This is a genomic window from Gemmatimonadota bacterium (genome assembly GCA_026705765.1).
Lineage (GTDB): Bacteria > Latescibacterota > UBA2968 > UBA2968 > UBA2968 > VXRD01.
Genome location: JAPPAB010000171.1, coordinates 12,154 through 31,827, shown reverse-complemented (window position 1 = coordinate 31,827; position 19,674 = coordinate 12,154). Strand labels below are relative to the sequence as shown.

18 protein-coding genes are annotated in these 19,674 nt (G+C 50.1%); 7 read left to right on the top strand and 11 right to left on the bottom strand.

The annotated features are described in order from the left end of the window. Positions 1 to 13: 13 nt before the first annotated feature. From OXH16_21645 to OXH16_21620, 6 genes are all read right to left on the bottom strand, one after another. On the bottom strand, positions 14 to 1,381 hold the full coding sequence (locus OXH16_21645; GenBank protein MCY3684015.1) for a UDP-N-acetylmuramoyl-tripeptide--D-alanyl-D-alanine ligase: 1,368 nt from the start codon (positions 1,379 to 1,381) through the stop codon (positions 14 to 16). Between the two features lie 8 nt (positions 1,382 to 1,389). Further along, positions 1,390 to 2,844, bottom strand: a complete 1,455-nt coding sequence (locus tag OXH16_21640; protein ID MCY3684014.1) for a UDP-N-acetylmuramoyl-L-alanyl-D-glutamate--2,6-diaminopimelate ligase — start codon at positions 2,842 to 2,844, stop codon at positions 1,390 to 1,392. Positions 2,845 to 2,847: 3 nt separating this feature from the next. Continuing rightward, positions 2,848 to 4,902, bottom strand: coding sequence for a penicillin-binding transpeptidase domain-containing protein (locus OXH16_21635; protein ID MCY3684013.1), 2,055 nt, complete (start codon positions 4,900 to 4,902; stop codon positions 2,848 to 2,850). Beyond that, on the bottom strand, positions 4,902 to 5,195 hold the full coding sequence (locus OXH16_21630; protein MCY3684012.1) for a cell division protein FtsL: 294 nt from the start codon (positions 5,193 to 5,195) through the stop codon (positions 4,902 to 4,904). The genes OXH16_21635 and OXH16_21630 overlap by 1 nt, the downstream gene beginning before the upstream one ends. Beyond that, positions 5,192 to 6,166 (bottom strand): 16S rRNA (cytosine(1402)-N(4))-methyltransferase RsmH, encoded by a 975-nt coding sequence (gene rsmH / locus OXH16_21625; GenBank protein ID MCY3684011.1) that lies wholly within the window; start codon positions 6,164 to 6,166, stop codon positions 5,192 to 5,194. The genes OXH16_21630 and rsmH overlap by 4 nt, the downstream gene beginning before the upstream one ends. A gap of 77 nt (positions 6,167 to 6,243) precedes the next feature. Then, on the bottom strand, positions 6,244 to 6,690 hold the full coding sequence (locus tag OXH16_21620) for a division/cell wall cluster transcriptional repressor MraZ (protein MCY3684010.1): 447 nt from the start codon (positions 6,688 to 6,690) through the stop codon (positions 6,244 to 6,246). A 230-nt stretch (positions 6,691 to 6,920) separates the two neighbouring features. Between OXH16_21620 and OXH16_21615 the strand changes: the two genes are divergently transcribed. Then, a complete protein-coding gene (locus OXH16_21615) occupies positions 6,921 to 7,277 on the top strand; it encodes a hypothetical protein (GenBank protein ID MCY3684009.1) in 357 nt (118 codons plus the stop codon). Between the two features lie 137 nt (positions 7,278 to 7,414). Here OXH16_21615 and rseP read toward each other — a convergent pair whose 3' ends face one another. Genes rseP through OXH16_21595 form a run of 4 tightly spaced genes read right to left on the bottom strand, consistent with a single transcriptional unit; the run spans position 7,415 to position 11,563 of the window. After that, complete coding sequence (rseP, locus tag OXH16_21610) at positions 7,415 to 8,740, bottom strand: RIP metalloprotease RseP (protein ID MCY3684008.1); 1,326 nt, start codon at positions 8,738 to 8,740, stop codon at positions 7,415 to 7,417. Positions 8,741 to 8,754: 14 nt separating this feature from the next. Beyond that, positions 8,755 to 9,909, bottom strand: coding sequence for a 1-deoxy-D-xylulose-5-phosphate reductoisomerase (locus OXH16_21605; protein ID MCY3684007.1), 1,155 nt, complete (start codon positions 9,907 to 9,909; stop codon positions 8,755 to 8,757). 5 nt (positions 9,910 to 9,914) lie between these two features. Beyond that, positions 9,915 to 10,742, bottom strand: a complete 828-nt coding sequence (locus OXH16_21600; protein MCY3684006.1) for a CDP-archaeol synthase — start codon at positions 10,740 to 10,742, stop codon at positions 9,915 to 9,917. Continuing rightward, positions 10,724 to 11,563: an isoprenyl transferase gene (locus tag OXH16_21595; protein ID MCY3684005.1), complete on the bottom strand. Its 840-nt coding sequence runs from the start codon at positions 11,561 to 11,563 to the stop codon at positions 10,724 to 10,726. The genes OXH16_21600 and OXH16_21595 overlap by 19 nt, the downstream gene beginning before the upstream one ends. 117 nt (positions 11,564 to 11,680) lie before the next feature. Between OXH16_21595 and OXH16_21590 the strand changes: the two genes are divergently transcribed. Further along, a complete protein-coding gene (locus OXH16_21590; GenBank protein ID MCY3684004.1) occupies positions 11,681 to 12,238 on the top strand; it encodes a 5-formyltetrahydrofolate cyclo-ligase in 558 nt (185 codons plus the stop codon). Between the two features lie 16 nt (positions 12,239 to 12,254). Further along, on the top strand, positions 12,255 to 13,043 hold the full coding sequence (locus OXH16_21585; GenBank protein ID MCY3684003.1) for a pentapeptide repeat-containing protein: 789 nt from the start codon (positions 12,255 to 12,257) through the stop codon (positions 13,041 to 13,043). A gap of 94 nt (positions 13,044 to 13,137) precedes the next feature. Here OXH16_21585 and glnA read toward each other — a convergent pair whose 3' ends face one another. Beyond that, entirely contained in the window at positions 13,138 to 14,556 is a 1,419-nt protein-coding gene (gene glnA, locus OXH16_21580; protein ID MCY3684002.1) for a type I glutamate--ammonia ligase, read from the bottom strand. A gap of 354 nt (positions 14,557 to 14,910) precedes the next feature. Between glnA and OXH16_21575 the strand changes: the two genes are divergently transcribed. The 4 genes from OXH16_21575 to dnaJ all read left to right on the top strand — a co-directional run bounded on the left by OXH16_21575 (position 14,911) and on the right by dnaJ (position 19,613). Continuing rightward, positions 14,911 to 16,512: a hypothetical protein gene (locus OXH16_21575; protein ID MCY3684001.1), complete on the top strand. Its 1,602-nt coding sequence runs from the start codon at positions 14,911 to 14,913 to the stop codon at positions 16,510 to 16,512. A 175-nt stretch (positions 16,513 to 16,687) separates the two neighbouring features. Next, entirely contained in the window at positions 16,688 to 17,713 is a 1,026-nt protein-coding gene (hrcA, locus tag OXH16_21570) for a heat-inducible transcriptional repressor HrcA (protein ID MCY3684000.1), read from the top strand. Between the two features lie 18 nt (positions 17,714 to 17,731). Beyond that, positions 17,732 to 18,409: a nucleotide exchange factor GrpE gene (locus OXH16_21565; protein ID MCY3683999.1), complete on the top strand. Its 678-nt coding sequence runs from the start codon at positions 17,732 to 17,734 to the stop codon at positions 18,407 to 18,409. A 49-nt stretch (positions 18,410 to 18,458) separates the two neighbouring features. After that, entirely contained in the window at positions 18,459 to 19,613 is a 1,155-nt protein-coding gene (gene dnaJ, locus OXH16_21560) for a molecular chaperone DnaJ (GenBank protein MCY3683998.1), read from the top strand. The last annotated feature ends 61 nt before the right edge of the window (positions 19,614 to 19,674 follow it).

The following is a 19,674-nucleotide window of genomic DNA, read 5'->3' as shown; positions in this document are numbered from 1 at the left end:
CTCCTTGCGCCTTTCACATTTCAAACCCCAGTGCTGTAACTACTCTTTCCATTGCAATGCCGCGCGATCCCTTGATGAGCATCAAGTCTCCGGGTTTCAAATAAGCCTGCAATGCCCCGGTTAACGCATCCCGGTCTGCATAAGCCCACGCCTGGTCTATGCCTGCCTCGCGTCCCCCTTCAACGACCACTGGTGCCAGATCGCCCAGCGCGAAAAGTGCGTCAATTTGCCGATTGCCAGCTTCGCGTCCCAATTCCCGATGTGCGTCGTAGGTCATTGCTCCTAATTCGCGCATATCGCCTACTACTGCAATCCGCCGACCAGCCACCTCAATTTGCGATAGGGTCTCAAGGGCTGCCCGCATCGACGAGGGGTTGGCGTTGTACGTGTCGTTGATCATGCGAATTCCATTGTGTTCCAGTACCTGACTTCTCAGTTCGGTCAGCGTAAAATTTTCAAGTGCTTTTGCCGCATCTTGTAGGGGCACATCGAGAGCCCATCCCGCTGTTGCGGCCATCAGCGCGTTATACACATTGTGCTTGCCTGGAATTGACAGGTGAAACGAATGGCCCTGTAGAGAGAAATGACCAAAGCCCTTCTGATCCAGTTTGAGTCCCTCCCCACGAAACTGACATATCTGTTCGATGCCAATGCCCAGGAGTCTCCCCTTAACTTTTGCTCTCTCCTTGGACAAAAACAGGTCATCGAGATTCAAGATAGTCATAGAAGACTCGTCTAGATATTCCAGAAGTTCCCCTTTGGCTTTTGCCACACCCTCTACAGAGCCGAAAAACTCGATATGTGCTGGTCCGATATTGGTTATCATGCCGATGGTCGGTTGCGCAATTTCGCACAGATAGCGCATACCGCCGCGTTCGCTAATGCCCATTTCAATAACTGCGACATCGCAATGGGCCGACAATTTGAATAAGGTGAGCGGCACGCCCAGTCTGTTATTGAGATTTCCCCGTGTTGCCAAAACCCGATACCGCGTGCTCAAAACAGCAGCGACCATATCTTTTGTCGTGGTTTTGCCACTGCTACCCGTAATGCCAATAACGGGAATGTCGAAACGCCTGCGATAAAACCTCGCCAGATCGCCCAGAGCTAAATCGGGTGCATCGACAGCGATCAGTGCTTGCCGCGATTCTCGCGCTCCAGACCGGGTGACCACTGCAGCACAGGCTCCCCTGTCAAATGCAGCGTCCAAAAACTGGTGACCATCGACCTTTTCGCCGGGCAATGCAAAGAAAATTTCACCCGGTTTGAGTGTCCGCGTATCAATACTGACCCCTGTTGGTACAATAGAGAAGGGATCATCCCGTCCGATCCAGTGCCCCCGGGTCGCGTCAATTACATCTGATAGTGTTAATCCTTCCATATAACCCATCACCCCACTTTGCACGTGAGTATTTCCCGTGCAACTTCACGATCGTCAAAAGGGGTTTTAATCCCATTGACTTCCTGGTAATTTTCATGTCCCTTGCCCGCAATGAGCACGAGGTCACCTGGTCGCGCTTTTGCAATGGCCTTTTCAATTGCCCGTCGGCGATTGGGTTCAACGATGTGTGGGGCATCGCCCAGACCGGGCAAAATATCGGCAATAATGGCATCGGGGTCTTCGGTGCGGGGATTGTCTGATGTCACCACAGACAGATCGGCCAACCGTGCAGATAGACCGCCCATCACAGGTCGCTTCCCCTTATCGCGATCCCCGCCGCACCCAAATACACAAATCAATTGTCCACGGGCAAATGCACGCGCCGTTTGCAGCACATTTTTAAGTCCATCTGGCGCGTGTGCATAATCGACAAATACCCCAAAATTTTGTCCACAATCAATGCCTTCAAAACGACCCGGAATCCGAATTTCGCGCAAAGCATCTGCGATGATGTCGGGTTCGATTTTCAATGCGAGGCCAGCAGTGACTGCCGCAGTTGCATTGTACAACTGAAAATCGCCCCGAAGTGCCAGTTCCAGGTCCATCTGTCCGTGCGGCGTTTGCAAACAAAGTCGCGTACCGCCCTGCGATGTGCTGCCCTCTAAAATGCGCACTCTCGCATTTTCTGAGCGACCATAGCTCAACAAATGTGCCGAACATTTTTTTATCAATATTTTTGATGCCGCGTCGTCTGTATTGACGACTGCATAAGCATCCGATCTGAGATTGTCAAAGAGCCGTGCCTTGGCAGCCAAATAGGCTTCAGGCGTGTCGTGATAATCCAGATGATCGCGCGTGAGGTTAGTAAATACCCCAACTTCATAATCAATGCCCAACACGCGGTTTTGCGCCAGTCCGTGTGATGTTACTTCCATCGCGGCTGACCGGCATCCCGCATTGACCATTGCGCGAAACATGCGGTGTAAGTCGTGTGCCTGTGGCGTAGAATTATGCGATGTTTCGCGTGTTGTGCCGAGGTCGTGTTCAATGGTTCCAATCAAGCCCGGTGCGAGACCAGCCATTTCGAGCACCGCGCGGATGAGATAAACGGTCGATGTTTTGCCATTGGTGCCCGTAACACCGATCATTTTCAACTGTTCGCTCGGTCTGTTGTAAAAACGATGGGCAATATGTGCAAGTGCGCGATGCGTGTTGGTCGTTTGAACAAAAACCGTATTCCCTACATCGACATCGCGTTCGGCAACAACGGCCCGAGCACCTGCCCGAACAGCCTGAGAAATAAAAGGATGTCGATCTGGAAAGTTGCCATCGCTACTGAGCGCGACAAATACATCGCCTTCTTTGACGCGTCCCGAATGGGTTGCAATACCCCCAATATTGGGATTATTTCCGCGCATCCTCACGACATCTGGCACGTCGGATAGCAGTTCTCGCAGGCGCATATCTCAACTTTCTCGTTTGCATTCGACCGTGCATACAGTTCCCGGTTTTACGGCTACACCCGGTTCGGGTGATTGTGCAATCACCCGTCCACTACCCGAAATTTTGATCTGGAATCCCAATTGTGTCAATTGGGCGACCGCCTGCCGCACAGGTGCTCCGCGCACATCGGGCATGTAAAGCGAGTCTGAACCTTTGTCCTCTGTGGCAGAAGCCAAAAACAACGAGACATTATTTTCTTCGATGTCGATATGCTGTCCAACAACGCGGTCTCCCTCACCCGCAATTTGATAGGTCATTCCCAGACGTTTCAGGGCATCTGTTGCAGCTTTCCGCGAAAGGCCCACCAGATGAATATCGGCGCGTGGAGGTGGCGGCGGCTGTTCTTCGAGCAGGGGTGCACTGTGGCGTAGAGGCGCTTGCCGCAGACTCAAAACTCGCTGTACAATACGTTTAAAAACAGGCGCGGCCACCAGACTTGCCCAGTGGATCTTTTGGGGGCTATCTATGGCTACCAGACACAGCAACTCGGGGCGTTCAACGGGCAAGAATCCCACAAAAGACGGAATGTAGCGATCGGGATCGTATCCGGGCTGTCCCTCTTTTACCTGTTGCGCTGTTCCAGTTTTTCCTGCAACACGGAAACCGTCTATGCGTGCATTTTTACCGGTACCGTGACTGACAACGCCTTCGAGAAAACTGGTAAGAGTGCGGGCTGTTTCTGGCGATATTACCCGTCGAATTGGTCTGGGCGATCCTTCAGCTGTTGTGGAATCGTTGCGAGAAGCTTTAAAAAAAATACGCGGCTTCATCAAGCGTCCCCCATTGGCAATCGCGCTATAAGCAGCGGCGACTTGAAGGGCTGTCACGGCGATCTCTTGTCCTATGGAAAGGGTTTCCAATGATCGTGCCGACCATTTATCTGGATGGCGAAGTTGACCGCCGACTTCGCCCGGTAAGTCCACACCTGTTTTGGCGCCAAAGCCAAACAAGCGCATCTGGCGGTACAGGGGACCTTTTTCCACTTTACGTGCAATTTTAGCCGTGCCAATATTACTCGATTCTTCCATTACTTCTCGCACGGTCAGCCAGCCGCTGGGATGTGAGTCTCGAAGTATTTTGCCACCAGCGATACGCATTCTGCCATTTTCACAGAAGATCTTATCTTCTGGCTTAACCAAACCGGCTTCAAGCGCGGCGGCAAATGCCACAACCTTAAAGGTTGAACCCGGCTCGAACTGATCAGTAGCTGCCCGATTGCGCCGTATCCAGAGTTCTGATTTTGAAAAATCATTTGGATCGTAAAAGGGCGCATTTGCCAGTGCTAAGATTTCGCCCGTATGAGGGTCCATTACAATGGCAATGCCGCTTTTGGCATTGAATTTCTGCATGCCTTTTAGCAACTCTTCTTCTGCAATAGCTTGATAGTCAGCATCGATGGTAAGGGTGATATCATCGCCATTTTTCGGCATCCGCCGAACTGCGCCGAGTGTGCTGAGCATTTGCCCTCGCGCATCAACGCGTGCGGATAACTCACCTGGTTCGCCTCTTAAGATTGGATCAAACGCGCGCTCAATTCCTTCGATTCCCTGTCCATCGGTATCGGTATATCCCAATACCTGACTCGCCAGAGTCCCCATGGGATAATTGCGCCTCATCTCGACAATGCGCCCGATGCCTTCTGGCAATCCGGTAGGTGCATCGATGACCTGACGAGCCAGCCACACGAAGGAGCGCGAGCGATCTACCTTTTCAAGGAGAGATGCCTCATCATGTCCGGATTGTTGAGAAAACCGAACGGCGAGCGCACGCAGGCTGTCTCTATCGGATATTTGATTGAGAAAGAACGATTGGGATTCGAGGCTTGTCGCCAGCACCCGGCCGCGTCGGTCAAAAATGCGTCCTCTTTCTGCCAGTAAAACCCGCTTCTTGACATGCTGACTGCGCGCCTGGTCTGCGTATGTCTCTACCGACCAGACTTGTAGAGAAACCAACCGAAACGCCAAAAGTAGTGCGAATCCCATACCGAAAAACGCGATTATTCTTAAGCGGTTATTCATTATCGACTCAAATACAAATTTTTTGGTGGATCACTTGGGAACACCATACCCAATTCTCGAACGGCAATATCGCGAATGCGCTTGCTCTGCTTCAAACTCGCTGTACGGGCCAGGAGTCGCTCTTGCTGGTTCAAAAGATTTTTTCGCTCTTCACTTAGCTGGTCGATTTCACGCCCCTGACTCAGGGTTTGCACATGCCCCCACATATAAATCAGTAATCCTGCAACGAGGAGAATAATCGATAAAAAACCAGAGCGATAAATCCCCCAGGGCGGGCGCGGTTCTGAAGTCACGACAGTAGTCCTTGATGGCATAACCAGGGCTGAGCGGAAACAGCGAGGCGTTGCGCCATGCGAAGTGTTGCGCTACGTGCCCGTGGATTTTTGACGATTTCCGCCCGATTTGGTCGAATGGCTCGCTTTCTCGGCAAGGTCAATACTGGTAAGCGATCACACGCGCATACGGGCAGACCCACAGGTCCGATACAATCGCGTGTGCCCAGTTCAAAAACCCGTTTGACAGCGCGGTGTTCCAGCGAGTGATAAGACAAAACGCCAATGCGCCCGCCGGGTTTGAGCAAGTCAACAGCTATTTGAAGTGCGTCTTCAAGATGTGTCAATTCGTCATTTACTTCAATGCGAAGTGCCTGAAATACCCTCGCAAGTGTCTTCTGCTTTCGAGGTCCATAAGTATGCCGTATAATTACATCGGCCAGGTCGTCCGTATAATTAAGAGGCCTGTTTTCACAAATTGCTCGGGCAATGCGGGCAGCAGCGCGTTCTTCGCCATAAGTTTTAATGACGTGGGTCAAGTTTTCCTGCGAATACGAATTGACCACCTCGTGGGCCGTGCATTTTGCATCGGGTCCCATACGCATATCGAGCGCACCGCGTTGCTGAAAACTGAATCCCCGGTCGGCATTGTCAATCTGGTGCGATGAGAGACCCAGATCGAATAAAATGCCTGTAATTGTCGCGAGACCCTGTTCCGCCAAAATATGTCGGAGATTCCAAAACGGTGCTTGCACTGTATAAACGCGATCTTTGAATGGAATCAGGCGTTTTGCCGCGACTTCGATAGCTTTGGGATCGCGGTCAATGCCGATTAATTTGCTATTAAGTCCCAGATGCTTGAGCATAATTTCAGCGTGTCCGCCCCCTCCCAAGGTGGCATCGACATAAATTCCATTGGGGTCAGTTATGAGATATTTTGACACATCTGACTCCAGGATCGGAACGTGATACTCTGGGGCCTTGTGGTGCATAACATGTTGTTTTTAGGTTTGTTGTCGTATAGTCGAATATTTATTCTGAATATTTATTCCTGATTTTGGAATATTCATTATCGTTCTAATCCTTCTGCTATCTCTTCCATATTGACGGCATTTTGAGCTTCGTTATACCTGTCCGGATCCCAAATTTCAATACAATCAACAGCACCTGCCAGCGTTGCGCGATCTGTAATACCGACTGAATCCAGACGCTTTCGGGGGATCAATGCACGCCCCTGGCGGTCGAGTTTTACTTCAGACGCACGTCCTGCCATTGCTCTAACTAGTTGTCTTGACTGGACTTGCGAGTGCCCCATATTGCGAAGTTGATCAATGATCCGCCGCCATCCATCGGGGTCAAATGCGGCCAAACAGCCATCAAACCACTGCGTGACAATAATTGAACTTACGCCATTGGGCAGTGCGTTCCGAAATGCTGCCGGAACGATTAAGCGACCCTTGGTATCGATGGGGACATTTTCAAAGTCGCCATAAAACTCTGGACAATTATCGGACATCTGAGAAGCCTGAGAGATCTAAGTTTTTATTTTACAAAGTGATATACAAAAAAATAAAATCCACCACAATCCACCACAATATGCCACTTGGGTTAAATTAGTAATTCGCGTTTCAAAAGTCAATTGTTTTATAGAGAAAAAATAAGTTATTTATATATATGTATTATTGTGACGTATTTTGAGAGCATTATGGAAGGGCCTCTGTGGATTTTTCTCTTTGGAACTCTGTTATGAAAAAGCTGCTCCTCTGGTGTCTCTTGCTCGGCGCGGTTGGATGCGCGGTTGATGAACAGTCAACACCGTCATCGTCAAAGCTATCGGATAAAAAATTTATCGAGTTATTTGCAGACGCGCTGGAACTTCACCGTCGTTATGTACACATGCCCGACTCACTACTGGCGGAACGAAAAAAGCTGTTCAAACGCCATGACATTACACAAGCCGATATTGAGAAATTTCTCAAAGATCGGCGGGATCACCCCGAAAAATGGGATGGGCTCATTGCTCTGATTCAGCAGCGATTTGGGGAGGCAGCAGAGCGTGAGATGAAGGCATTTCAAAAGACGAAAAAGAAAGGTGAGAAGTGAAACGTGAGAAATGGTGCACAGATGGTCGCAGTCCAGACCAGTTCACTGTGAAGGGTTGAGACAGGAGGCTAAAAAAATCCCCACAGTTTTTTGTGGGGATTTTTTTGTCTAACCTCCGGTATATTGGGCTGGAGGCTTTAGTTTCCAAACCATCCGGAAATGCGCCCGATATCGTTGAAGGTTACGTAAATGATCAGGAAGAGCAAAAATGCAAATCCAGCTTGTTGGAGCCAGGCTTTGTGTCGCGCAGATAAATCTCGGCGGATAATGCCTTCAATCGCAAGAATGGTGAGATGGCCACCATCGAGCATGGGAATGGGTAGCAAGTTGAGCACGCCCAGGTTAATACTGAGCAGAGCCATAAACCACAGCAGAGAGGAAAAACCGCGTTCAGCACTTTGTCCCACCATCTGGAAAATCCCAACAGGTCCGGCCAGAGCTCTGCTGGATTCTTGTCCTATGACCAGATCTTTGACAAATCGAAAAATAGTCATTGACAAATTGATGGTTTCTGATGCGCTGCGGCGCACGGCCTTAAAAAAGGAAATGGGGTTGCGTTTGGAAGCCAAATCAATGCCAATGCGCCCCACGGTTTCGCCATTAAAAGTTTGAGATGCGGGAATAATCCGCTCTGTCATCTCTTCGCCATTGCGCTGCCAGGTCAATGAGATTTCCACACCGGGTTGCGCAGATATCTCGCGGCTCATCTCCCACCACATCGTGACGGGGACATCATTGACCGATGTAATCACATCGCCCGGTTGTAGCCCAATTTCTGCGGCTGGCATTCCGGGCATCACACCTCCAACCTCTGTGGTAATATAATATCCCAGTCCCAGACCTTCGCGGGGAAGCGAGGTCAAATCGACAGAAATAGCCAATCGCTCGGTCATGTCTGATCGGTAGGTGGGTATTCGTTCAATTTCAACGGGTATGACGTCACCGGCTTGAAGGAGAAACGCATCTTCCATTTCGTCCCAGTTATTTACCGCTGTATTTCCAACGGCTAAAATGCGGTCTCCCGGTCTTAGGCCTGCCGTATAGAAGGGCGAGTCTGTCTTAACTTCACCCACGCGCGAATCGTCTAAAAATGCGTATTCGCCCGCCGACATATACAGAGTGAGCAATAGCAAAAAGCCCAAAAAAAAGTTCATTGCCGGACCGGCGATCATTACTGCCATCTGAATCCATCGCGGTTTTGACTGAAATTCCCAGGGCTTACCCTTGCCTTCTTCGTGACCGAAATCGGCCATGCCAGCAACTTTGACATAGCCGCCCAATGGCAACCACGAAAGGCAGTATTCGGTCTCACCAATTTTCACGCCTATCGCTTTGGGCGGGTATCCAAGTGAGAAAGCCTCAACCCTGATGCCCGATTTTTTAGCGACTAAAAAATGCCCGAGTTCGTGAACAAAAACCAGCACGCCTAAGACAAAAAGGAAGTAGAGAAGATCGACGATCACGGGAAACCTCGTTTCTATGATTCAAGTGAACAAATCAGCGTATTTGCACGGTCTCGCCCCCAACGGTCGGCTTCAAAGACCGCCTCGAGGGTATCTTCGCCTGCCTCGTGCTCATCGAGGGCTTTTGCAATTACACGGGGGATATCGAGAAATCCGATGCGGCTATCGAGAAAAGCATACACGGCGACTTCATTGGCAGCGTTGAGTACTGCGGGCGCAGTTCCCCCCTGTTCTACGGCCTGATATGCCAATTGGAGACAGGGAAATCGGTCGGTATCGGGCTGAAAAAAACTCAATGTGCCGACCTCTGTCAGGTCCAGGCGTTCAACCTGTGTGGGCAGCTTTTCGGGATGCACGAGAGCCTGATGAATGGGCAACTGCATGTCGGGTGTGCTCAGGTGCGCCATCATGCCGCCATCCACATATTCGATGAGGCAATGCACAATAGACTGCCGATGGATAATCACATCGATTTTCGAGACAGGCAAATCGAGAAACCATTGTGCTTCGATCACTTCAAAGCCTTTATTCATCAATGTGGCGGAGTCAATCGTAATTTTTGGTCCCATCTGCCAGGTGGGATGATTAAGTGCCTGATCGCGTGAAACACTCGCCATCTGCTTTTGCGTATAGTCAAAAAAAGGACCGCCCGAGGCGGGTAGTAAAATGCGTTTGATCTCGTCTCGGTTCGTCTCTTGCAAAGATTGCCACAGCGGCGTTGTCTCACTGTCGATCGGCAATAATGTGGCGCCTGTCTGTTTTGCCCAATCGGTTACCAGATGCCCGGCGACAACCAGTGTCTCTTTGTTGGCAATTGCCACATCTTTGCCCGCGCGCACAGCAGATAGCGTAGGGCGCAGTCCCACGCCTGCCGCCAGACCGTTAATGATCAGGTCGGTATCGGGATCGACAGACAGGTCCTGCAAGCCCGCGCTGCCTTCGAGCACTTCAATACCCAGTGGCGCGAGACGCGCCTGCACCTCTTTTGCCCCCTGGGCAATACAAACGCGCTCAGGGCGCCAGTGCTCGGCTTGTTCGCACAGCAACTCGGCATTGCGTCCGGCACATAAACTCACCAGTTCAAATCGGTCGGATAGGTTATTCAGAACACGCAGTGTGTTTGTGCCGATAGAGCCTGTGGATCCCAGAAGGGCAACGCGTTTTATCATAACAATTAGTCCAACACCGGTGGGGTACTGGCTATTAGTTGCAAATAAAGATAGACGAGCGGAAAAACAAAAAAAGTACTGTCAAAGCGATCCAACACGCCACCGTGTCCGGGGATCAGTTCCGATGTATCTTTGACGTCCATGTCGCGTTTGATCATGGATTCAACGAGATCTCCCAGAGATGCCCCAATGCCAATGAGAAGGCCGAGTATGAGGCTTTGGGCTATATTAAATAGCCCGAGTACCTGTCCGCCGAGTCCTGTTACCAAAAGTGCGGATAAAAGACCTCCGATGAATCCGGCTTCGGTCTTAGCCGCGCTGATTGTGGGAAAGGGATGCCATCGGCCAAACCACCGTCCAAAAAAATAGGCCATTGTATCATTGGCCCAAATCCCCAGCAAAATGAGAACAGCAAGTTCCGGTGCGCCAACGGATAATGTGTTTCTCACTATAAGAACAAAACTGCCCAGAAAACCGACATAGAGTACACCTAAAAGCGTGCCTCCCGCATTGAGCATGCGATAGCCTGTGGTGTCTCGAAATAGGGCGATGCTAAACATCAAAAGCAATAATACGAGAAAAAAAAATACGAAAGCATTTGGCCCAATAACAAATGCCACAGCACACCAGGAGAGGGATATAATAATGCCAAATCCCGTCCAGGGTTGCAGCCCTTTCTGCGATAGCATGCGATAAAATTCCCAGGTTCCTATAGAGACCACGCCGCACCACATCACAAATAGCCAATAGTCACCTAACCAGAATAGCACCACCAAAACTGGACCAAAAACTGCGGCTGCCAACACGCGCTGAATTAGATTGGACTTTGCCACAAGTCCTCCGAAGGCCCATTGGTTTTGCTTGCGAGCGTTTCATCGCGCAATTGAAGTCCCGTTTTGCCAAACCGCCGTTCTCGATTTTGATAACTGCGGATGGCTTCGTAGAGATGCTCGCGCTTAAAGTCGGGCCACAGTACACCTGTAAACCAGAATTCGGTATAAGCACACTGCCAGAGCATAAAATTGCTCAGGCGAACTTCGCCGCTGGTGCGAATCAGCAAATCGGGGTCGGGCAAATCACCTGTATAAAGGCGTTTAGAAAATAAATTGGCATCAATATCGTCTGGTGAAATGCGTTCCTGTGCGATATCGATAGCAATGCTTTGCACGGCTTGAAGAATATCGCTTTTGCCGTCGTAGCTCAACGCGAGATTAAGCGTTAGTCCTGTATTATTAGATGTTTCGCGAATGGCATTTCTAAGTGCTTTACGCGAGTGCTTGGCCAGTCGATCCGTATCACCGGTTGCAATGAGACGCACGTTGTTTTCCTGCAATTCATTGAGTTCTTCGTGTGAACAGTCTCGCAACAATTGCATCAGCGACAATACTTCTGACCAGGGCCGACGCCAATTGTCTGTGCCAAAGGTGAACAGGGTGAGAATATCTATTTCGAGTTCGCCACAGGCACGCACAATATCGCGCACAGTTTCCCGGGCAGACCGATGCCCATCTGTGCGGCGCAAATCTCGCTGTTGCGCCCACCGCCCATTGCCATCCATAATTATCGCAATATGCGATGGCAGGTTGCCTCGCGCTTTCAGTCTATCTTGAAGCTGAGTACAATCGCGAGAGCCGTTTATGTGTGTGTCTTTCATATTATTAACGATGAAAATTCAGCTTGTCCGCCTAAATACCGATAAAATACGAAAAAAATGTTGTGAAATTTTAACGGTTTAATTTATTAAAGTCAAGGGAGAAGCGAGAAACTTATTATGACAAAGCCTGATCTAAAACGTAGCCTTCGCACCGAGCGTATCCAGATGTCCGAACGAGCTGTTCGCGAGAAGAGTTTGTGTATTTATCGCCAGTTGATCGATATGTCAGCATACCAGCTTGCACCGTGCATTGCCTGTTATGTGTCGATAAAAAATGAAGTGGATACGGGAATAGTGATCCCAAAAGCAATTGACAGCGGCAAACAGGTGGGAGTACCTGTTACGCGGGAAGATGGAGATATGGATTTTCAGGCAATTGCGGGACTGAGCGATCTGCGACCCGTGCATTATGGTTTGCGCGAACCGGTTCCAGATCCCCAAAAGGTGCTGTTGCCGCATACCATTGACCTGATCCTCGTTCCGGGTATCGCTTTTGATCGCTTTGGCCATCGGATTGGATCGGGTGGTGGATATTACGACCGATTTTTGGCGCAGACTGGAGCTATTCGAGTCGGTTTATCTTATGCTTTTCAGATCATAGATCGCGTGCCCGCCGAGCCACACGATGAGAAGATGGATTTGATCATAACCGAAAACGAGGTCATTAAAATTTAGCGAAGGGAGACATCACATGCCCATAACTTTTTCACCTGCACAGGTGCGCGAGATTCTTGCGCGACATCAAGCCTGGATAGCGTCCAACGGGACAGAGGGCGCGCGCGCGGATCTGGTCGGTGCAAATTTAAACCGGGCGGAATTGCAAAATGCCGCCTTACAACACGCCGATATGCGCGAAGCCATTCTCAGTGGTGCACAGTTGCGGGGTGCCAATTTATCGGGTGCCAACTTACAGCGTGCACGTCTTTTACAGGCCAATTTGCGCGATGCAAATCTCGAAGAGGCTGATCTGAGCGGGGCTTTCTTGCAGAATGCGATTCTCACAAGAGCGAATATGAAGGGCGCACAGGTCTCGCCAGCGGATTTGGAATTGGCAGATCTCAGCAGTGCAAATATGGAAGACGCAAATTTTGAGGAGGCAAAATTGGTGGGGTGCAATTTGCGTGGCGCCAGATGCAAAAATGCGAATTTTTACAAGGCCAATTTGTCGGAGACCATATTGGTCAAAGTGGATTTCGAAAATGCTACCTTGCGTACAGCCGATATCAGAAAGTCGGATTTGACCGACGCCAATTTGAGGGGAGCCAATCTGCAAAGTGCCAGGCTCCAGGAGGCCGATCTCGTCAAAGTGGATTTGCGCCAGGCCAATCTCCAGCGCGCCCGCCTGCAAAAAGCCGATCTCTTTAAAGCCCAGTTTGACAATGCCGACATGCGCGGTGCCGATGTCCGAGATGCGATTGGCTTTTCACAAAAACATCTGGATGTAGTGAGGTGGGATGAGAAGACGAAGTTGAGGGATTGAGACGAATTAAAAATTAGGGAACGGAGCTAATAAAAAAGCAGGTGGTTGAGGTCTAACCACCTGCTTTTCTGTACATCTAAGAACAACTTACAAATTACACGTCGAAGTAAAGGGCGAATTCGTGTGGATGAGGACGCTGGTTGATGGCGTCAACTTCGTTTTCGCGCTTGTATTCGATCCATGTTTCGATCACGTCTTCGGTAAAGACATCACCCTTGAGCAGGAAGTCGTGATCCGTCGCCAATGCATCGAGGGCATCGGACAGTGAACCCGGTGTCTGCGGGATGGATGCGGCTTCTTCGGGTTCGAGATCGTAGAGGTTTTTGTCGAGCGGATCCCCTGGATGAATTTTGTTTTGAATGCCGTCCAGGCCAGCCATTAACATGGCCGCGAAAGCCAGGTAGGGATTGGCGCTTGGGTCTGGACACCGAAATTCGACGCGCTTGGCTTTGGGACTTTGAGAATACATCGGGAGGCGTATTGCAGCACTGCGATTGCGCTGCGAATAGGCCAGATTGACCGGGGCTTCATAACCGGGGACCAGACGCTTAAATGAGTTGGTGGTCGGGTTGGTCAATGCGATCAACGCATCGGCGTGTTTGAGAATGCCGCCGATATAGTGCAGTGCCATTTCGCTCAGGCCCGCGTATCCCGACCCGGCAAAGAGAGGCTCATCGCCTTTCCAGATGCTTTGATGCGTGTGCATGCCCGTGCCATTGTCTTCAAAAAGCGGTTTGGGCATAAAGGTGGCGGTTTTGCCGTGTTTGTGTGCCACGTTTTTGACGATGTATTTGTACCAGGTCATTCTGTCGGCGCATGTGACCATCGGGCAGAACCGAATGTCGATTTCGCCCTGACCACCGGTTGATACTTCGTGGTGGTGAACTTCAATGTCAATGCCGACCTCTTCCATGGTCAGCACCATTTCGGTACGTATATTTTGCAGCGTGTCGTGGGGCGGCACGGGGAAATAGCCTTCTTTGTGGCGGGGCTTGTAACCGAGGTTGGGACCTTCATCTCTGCCCGAATTCCAGTAGCCTTCAACTGAATCTACGCTGTGAAAGGCGTGGTTTGACCCTTCGCCAAAGCGCACATCGTCAAAAACAAAAAATTCGGCTTCTGGACCGAAAAATGCCGTATCGCCAATGCCCGTGGATTGCATATAGGCTTCGGCTTTTTGAGCGACCGAACGCGGGTCGCGCGAATAGCCGCTTTTGGTGATGGGATCGGCAATATTACAGATCATTACGAGGGTGGGTTCTTCGAGGAAGGGATCGATCAACGCTGTGGCGGGATCGGGAATGACGAGCATGTCCGATTCGTTGATGGCCTGCCAGCCGCGAATACTGGATCCGTCAAAGCCGAGTCCGTCTTCAAAGGTTTCTTCTTCGATTTCGGAGGCCATGACAGTAAAATGCTGCCAGTGTCCTGGAAAATCGGTAAAGCGAAAATCGACAACTCTAATGCCCTGATCTGCGATCATTGCAAGAACATCTTGTGGCGTTTGGGCCATATTTTGCTCCTTTCATTGTGAGAAATGTGGCCTGGTATTGATAAATGAAAGGATCGACAGTTTTGCCGACCCGAAATATCGGTACGGAATATAGATGGTGTTTGTTTCCGCGTGATTTCTCATGTATTAAATATGTGTTACACTGTTGGGCGATGATGCCCGAAAAACAAGATTCAATTATAGAAAAATGCGGAAAAAACAAGGTCTAATTATATACATTTCTCTACAAGTTGCAAGACAATTTTTTTTACTGAAAAAGCAGTTGCCTTTCAATGGGACATGATCTACATTTTTCGGAGATGAGATGCAGCGTCGTGTTGTCTCTAATTATCACCCTCTTCAGGAGGATTGTTTATGTCGCGGTTGAGTTCTCACAGGGTACTAACAGTCCTGGTCCTTGTCTTTATTGGGTGGGGACAGGCAGATGCCCGTCCAGCACGGGTTAGTCAGTTGCCCAATGGCAGTGCGTTGGGGTGTGCTTCGTGTCATGTGAACCCAGGCGGGGGAGGTACTCTCACTTCTTTTGGCAGAGATATCAACAATAATTATCTAACGCAGCCCGGTCGCAGTGGTCAGGTTGTGTGGAATGCCATGCTCGCAATGCTCGATTCAGATGGCGATGGCGTGTCCAATGGTCGAGAATTGGGGGATCCGGATGGCGATTTTACGGTAGATGCGAGCATTCAGGTGACTAATCCCGGCGATCCCAATAGTTTTGTACCACAGCAACCCGTTACGCCCGCTGTGACTTCGTTTGTGATCGGCGGTGTGACGCTTCAAGAAGATGTGAAGAATCCACCCGTGCCGAGTGGGATGCAGCGGTTTGAGATTACATTTAATAGTCCTGTACTGAGCCAAACAGTGGGGGGAATCGATATTGAGGGTTTGGATTTTGTCGCATTTCCTTCTGAGTTGATCGCATTGCTTGTAAGTGCGCCAGATCTGGCTATTAGTGAAGGGGGTATGAAATTGACAGGTACTGTTAATTTGCCCGAAGGCGCGACCTATCAGATGCTTATTGGCCGTTCAGATATGGCTCCTATTGCCGAGGTACAACAGTATTTTTGGGGTACGGTAGAACTGTCAGACGCCGTGATTTCCGGCATGGGGATTTTGCCCGAGGGTTTTACGCTGAGTGATACTCCAGGTGCAGCAGTGCTGATAGATCCTGAATTATATTCAAAAGCTCTGATGGAAGATGGTGACGAGGATCCGCTTGAGCGTGCTATTGTCCGCATTGCCAATTTCAATGAACAACTGGCTTTTGAGTTGAAGCATGTGCCGAATGGGTCTTATATACTGGCTTTGAATCAAGATGTGGTGGATGCACAGGGAAACATGGGGCAGTTAGGTGCTTTTGTGGGCATCAATCCCTTCACGGGTGAAGTCGATCCCGGGGCGCTGATTCAGGTTGTCAATGGTGCCAGTGTAACTGATTTGCAAATTATGCTGCAAACGGAGCCGGAGCCCGTTGACATTAGAGAGGTCAGTGTTCAGAGTGTGAATGCTGAAACGAATTCGTTTTCTATCCAACGCAATGGTCAACAGGTGAGCGTGGATGTCTCACAGGCTTTGATGATTACTCTCGATCAGCGGAACCCTGAGGATATTATCGCCATATTTTTTTCTGGCAATGTTGATGATCTTGTCCAGCTTATTTTCCCCATTTCTGATCTGATGGTGGGAGATACCGTCTCCATCTTCGGATTTCCACTTTCCGGGACCGCAATTCAAGCGTTAATTGTGATACGCCAGGCACCGGCTCAGACGCGCAGTGCTGATCTGGATGGTAACGGGGATGTCGATTTCTCCGATTTCTTGCTTTTTGCTGCTGCTTTTGGCACGAGCGAGGGCGTGCCGGGATACAATGCTGCGGCTGATTTGGACGGGGATGGTACGGTCGCATTTTCAGACTTTTTGATCTTTGCCAATGCCTTTGGCAAGCCCGTGGGATAAAATTAAAAAATAAGCAGGTCTGAGATCGGAAACGGGTTGGTCGGGTAAGTCGGCCAACCCGTTTTTTGATGGGGCTTGACAATCGCTGTCTCTTCCTATATATATCATAGACTAAGCTGTATCAACGCGGATAGGTCGTTTTCTTCCCCTTTCATTCAGGCGGAAAGGGAGTGCTATGACCGAACTGACACCTCGGGAAAAAGCAATTCTCGATATTTTGATTGGCACTTATGTCACCACAGGCGAGCCAGTGGGGTCGCGCACCATTTCCAAGATGGATCTGGGGCTCAGCGCGGCGACCATTCGAAACTCGATGGCCGATCTGGAAGAAAAAGGGTATTTGTACCAGCCTCACACTTCGGCGGGTAGGGTGCCGAGCGATAAGGGCTATCGGTATTATGTCGATATGCTGATGAATCGGGAGGAACTCGCCGAGGCGGCACAGCGGTCTATTCGGGATAGTGTCGAGCGTTTGCGAGAGGGTAATGCGGACGGTTTACTGGTGCAAGTGTCCAAAGTTTTGGCCGATGTATCGCACAATCTGGGCATTGCCCTTGGTCCTCAATTCACACAGGGCATTTTTGAGCGTTTAGAAATGCTCAAGTTGAGCGAATCCAGGTTGCTGACAGTGATGACGATTCGGTCTGGATTGGTCAAGACGATGGTTGTCGAAATCGACTCAGAAATTGAAGAGGACGAGTTGGAAGAAACGCGGCGGGTGGTCAACCAGCGGCTTTCCGGGCTTACGATAGGCGAGATTATGGCGTCTGTCAAAGAGCGGCTTGTGTCCGCATCGTCCGGGTCTCCCAAGTTGTTGCGTTTGCTTGCCAATAGTGCTGATCATTTATTCCGATTTCCGAGTAGTGCAGATCTGCATATGGATGGCACGCGCAACTTTTTTGGTCAACCGGATTTTTCCAGCGAACGCCTTGCTGGTCTGATTGGCATGCTGGAAGCCCGTGAATATGTGGCGCATTTGTTGAGTGACCGCACGCGCGATGCGGGTATTTCCATTACGATTGGCGATGAACACGAATCCCCCGCGCTCAAAGATTGCAGTTTGCTGACTTCTACGTATTCGGTGGGCAATGTGTCGGGGGTTATCGGGATTATTGGGCCAACGCGATTGCCTTATGGGAGGCTCGTTCCCCTGGTGCAATATATGGCAAATCTGACAGAAGAGATGCTGGATCGCAGATAAAGGAGTTGTTGAAAAATCATGGCGCAGAAAAAAGAAAAAAAAGCAGAAACACAGTTAAAAGAAGAAGCCGTGGAAGATATAGATGTAGAGGTGGTGGAAAATGAGATGGTGGAGGATGAAGAGGCAGAGGTGACGAAAGATGAGGTTGATGGGGAGATTGATCAAGCGGAGGAGCCAGAGGAGAAGATAGAGGCTACCCCGCTATTTTTGGCCCGCGAAGAGGCCGAAATGTACAAGGATCGATGGATGCGCCTCGCTGCTGAGTTTGAGAATTACAAAAAGCGCAGGGCGCGCGAATTTGAGATCCTTATACAATCTGCCAGCGAAGATGTGATTCGCGATTTGTTGCCCATTTTAGATGGGGTTGGTCGCGCATTGGCACACAGCGAAAATGGGGATACGGAGTCAGAGGGATTTCAAGAAGGCATAAAAATGATTATGGAGCAATTTCCGCGGGTGCTCTACAATCGCAATCTGAAAGAAATTGAGACGGTTGGCAAACCATTTGATCCGACTGTGCATGAGGCATTGATGCAAATGCCTTCAGAAGTCCACGATGCCGGTATTGTTTCGGATGAGATTGAAAAAGGATATAGTCTGGGCGATAAGGTGCTGCGCCCGGCGAAGGTGGTGGTAAGTCAGGGCAACCCCGCACCGGAGGCTCCGGAAGAGGACGCGGATACAGACAAACTATGAACAGGGTCGCAACTGTGCGGCTCTTTTTGCATGTTGATGGGAAAGGTTAATGGCCAAAAGAGATTATTACGAGATATTGGGTGTGGATCGCGGGGCTTCGGAAGATGAGATTAAGAAAGCTTATCGCAAGCACGCGCTGAAATATCATCCGGATCGCAATAAAGACAATCCACAGGCTGAGGAATTGTTTAAAGAAGGTGCCGAGGCTTATGAAGTGCTGATGGATGCACAAAAGCGGCAGGCGTATGACCGGTTTGGACACGAGGGCGTCAGCAGTACCTTCCGGGGCGGTGGCTTTCAGTGGTCGGATTTTTCGCACGCCGGTGATTTTCAAGATATTTTTTCCAATCTGGATGAGATATTCGGCGGTGGTATCTTTGGCGATTTGTTTGGCCGGCGTAGCCCACGTCGGTCCAATCGCGGCGAAGATTTGAGGATTTCGATCAGTCTGACTTTGGAGGAGATTGCCGAGGGTGCTCAAAAAACTATTCGGCTGTCGCGGTTGGAGAATTGCGATACGTGTGGAGGCTCAGGGGCAAAGCCGGGAAGTTCCCCCGTAACATGCGATATGTGTGGTGGTGTGGGACAGATACGGCAGGCTACGCGCTCTCTGTTTGGACAGTTTGTCAATGTCACAACTTGTCCGCAGTGCAATGGCAATGGCAACGTGGTGCGCGAGCGATGTGGTGGTTGTCAGGGTCAGGGGCGAGTGAAGAAGCAGAAAGATATTTCGGTCAATATCCCCGCTGGCATTTCCGAGGGCAATTATATTCCCCTGCGAGGGCAGGGCAATGCCGGGCCAAATAGCGGACCAGCGGGCGATTGTATGGTTTTTGTTGAAGAAGAAGAACACGAACATTTTGAAAGACACGGCAACGATATTGTGTATGACTTGCCCATCAGTTTTAGTCAGGCAGCCCTGGGGGCAGATATAGAAGTGCCAACGCTGACTGGTCGCGTGAGTATGAAAATCCCTGCGGGAACACAATCGGGGCGGATTTTTAGATTGCGCGGCAAGGGTATTCCCGAATTGGAGGGATATCGCACGGGAGATCAACTCGTGCGCGTGATGGTCTGGACGCCGGAAAAATTGAGCAGGGAAGAAGAAGAATTATTTGCCAGGCTTGCCAAACTGGAAAATATACAGCCGCCAGAAGGTGGAAAAGGTTTTTTTGAGCGCTTTAGAGAAGCATTAGGAGGATAGTGTACGTTACACGGAAAACAGGCGAGCGGTCCAAATTTTTGTTTGGGCCGCTTTTATATAT

Coding starts and splice junctions, on each gene's coding strand:
- OXH16_21645 (MCY3684015.1), bottom strand. CDS start 1,381: ATGGAAGGATTAACACTATCAGATGTAATTGACGCGACCCGGGGGCAC.
- OXH16_21640 (MCY3684014.1), bottom strand. CDS start 2,844: ATGCGCCTGCGAGAACTGCTATCCGACGTGCCAGATGTCGTGAGGATG.
- OXH16_21635 (MCY3684013.1), bottom strand. CDS start 4,902: ATGAATAACCGCTTAAGAATAATCGCGTTTTTCGGTATGGGATTCGCA.
- rsmH (MCY3684011.1), bottom strand. CDS start 6,166: ATGCACCACAAGGCCCCAGAGTATCACGTTCCGATCCTGGAGTCAGAT.
- OXH16_21620 (MCY3684010.1), bottom strand. CDS start 6,690: ATGTCCGATAATTGTCCAGAGTTTTATGGCGACTTTGAAAATGTCCCC.
- OXH16_21615 (MCY3684009.1), top strand. CDS start 6,921: ATGAAAAAGCTGCTCCTCTGGTGTCTCTTGCTCGGCGCGGTTGGATGC.
- OXH16_21605 (MCY3684007.1), bottom strand. CDS start 9,909: ATGATAAAACGCGTTGCCCTTCTGGGATCCACAGGCTCTATCGGCACA.
- OXH16_21595 (MCY3684005.1), bottom strand. CDS start 11,563: ATGAAAGACACACACATAAACGGCTCTCGCGATTGTACTCAGCTTCAA.
- OXH16_21590 (MCY3684004.1), top strand. CDS start 11,681: ATGACAAAGCCTGATCTAAAACGTAGCCTTCGCACCGAGCGTATCCAG.
- OXH16_21585 (MCY3684003.1), top strand. CDS start 12,255: ATGCCCATAACTTTTTCACCTGCACAGGTGCGCGAGATTCTTGCGCGA.
- glnA (MCY3684002.1), bottom strand. CDS start 14,556: ATGGCCCAAACGCCACAAGATGTTCTTGCAATGATCGCAGATCAGGGC.
- OXH16_21575 (MCY3684001.1), top strand. CDS start 14,911: ATGTCGCGGTTGAGTTCTCACAGGGTACTAACAGTCCTGGTCCTTGTC.
- hrcA (MCY3684000.1), top strand. CDS start 16,688: ATGACCGAACTGACACCTCGGGAAAAAGCAATTCTCGATATTTTGATT.
- OXH16_21565 (MCY3683999.1), top strand. CDS start 17,732: ATGGCGCAGAAAAAAGAAAAAAAAGCAGAAACACAGTTAAAAGAAGAA.
- dnaJ (MCY3683998.1), top strand. CDS start 18,459: ATGGCCAAAAGAGATTATTACGAGATATTGGGTGTGGATCGCGGGGCT.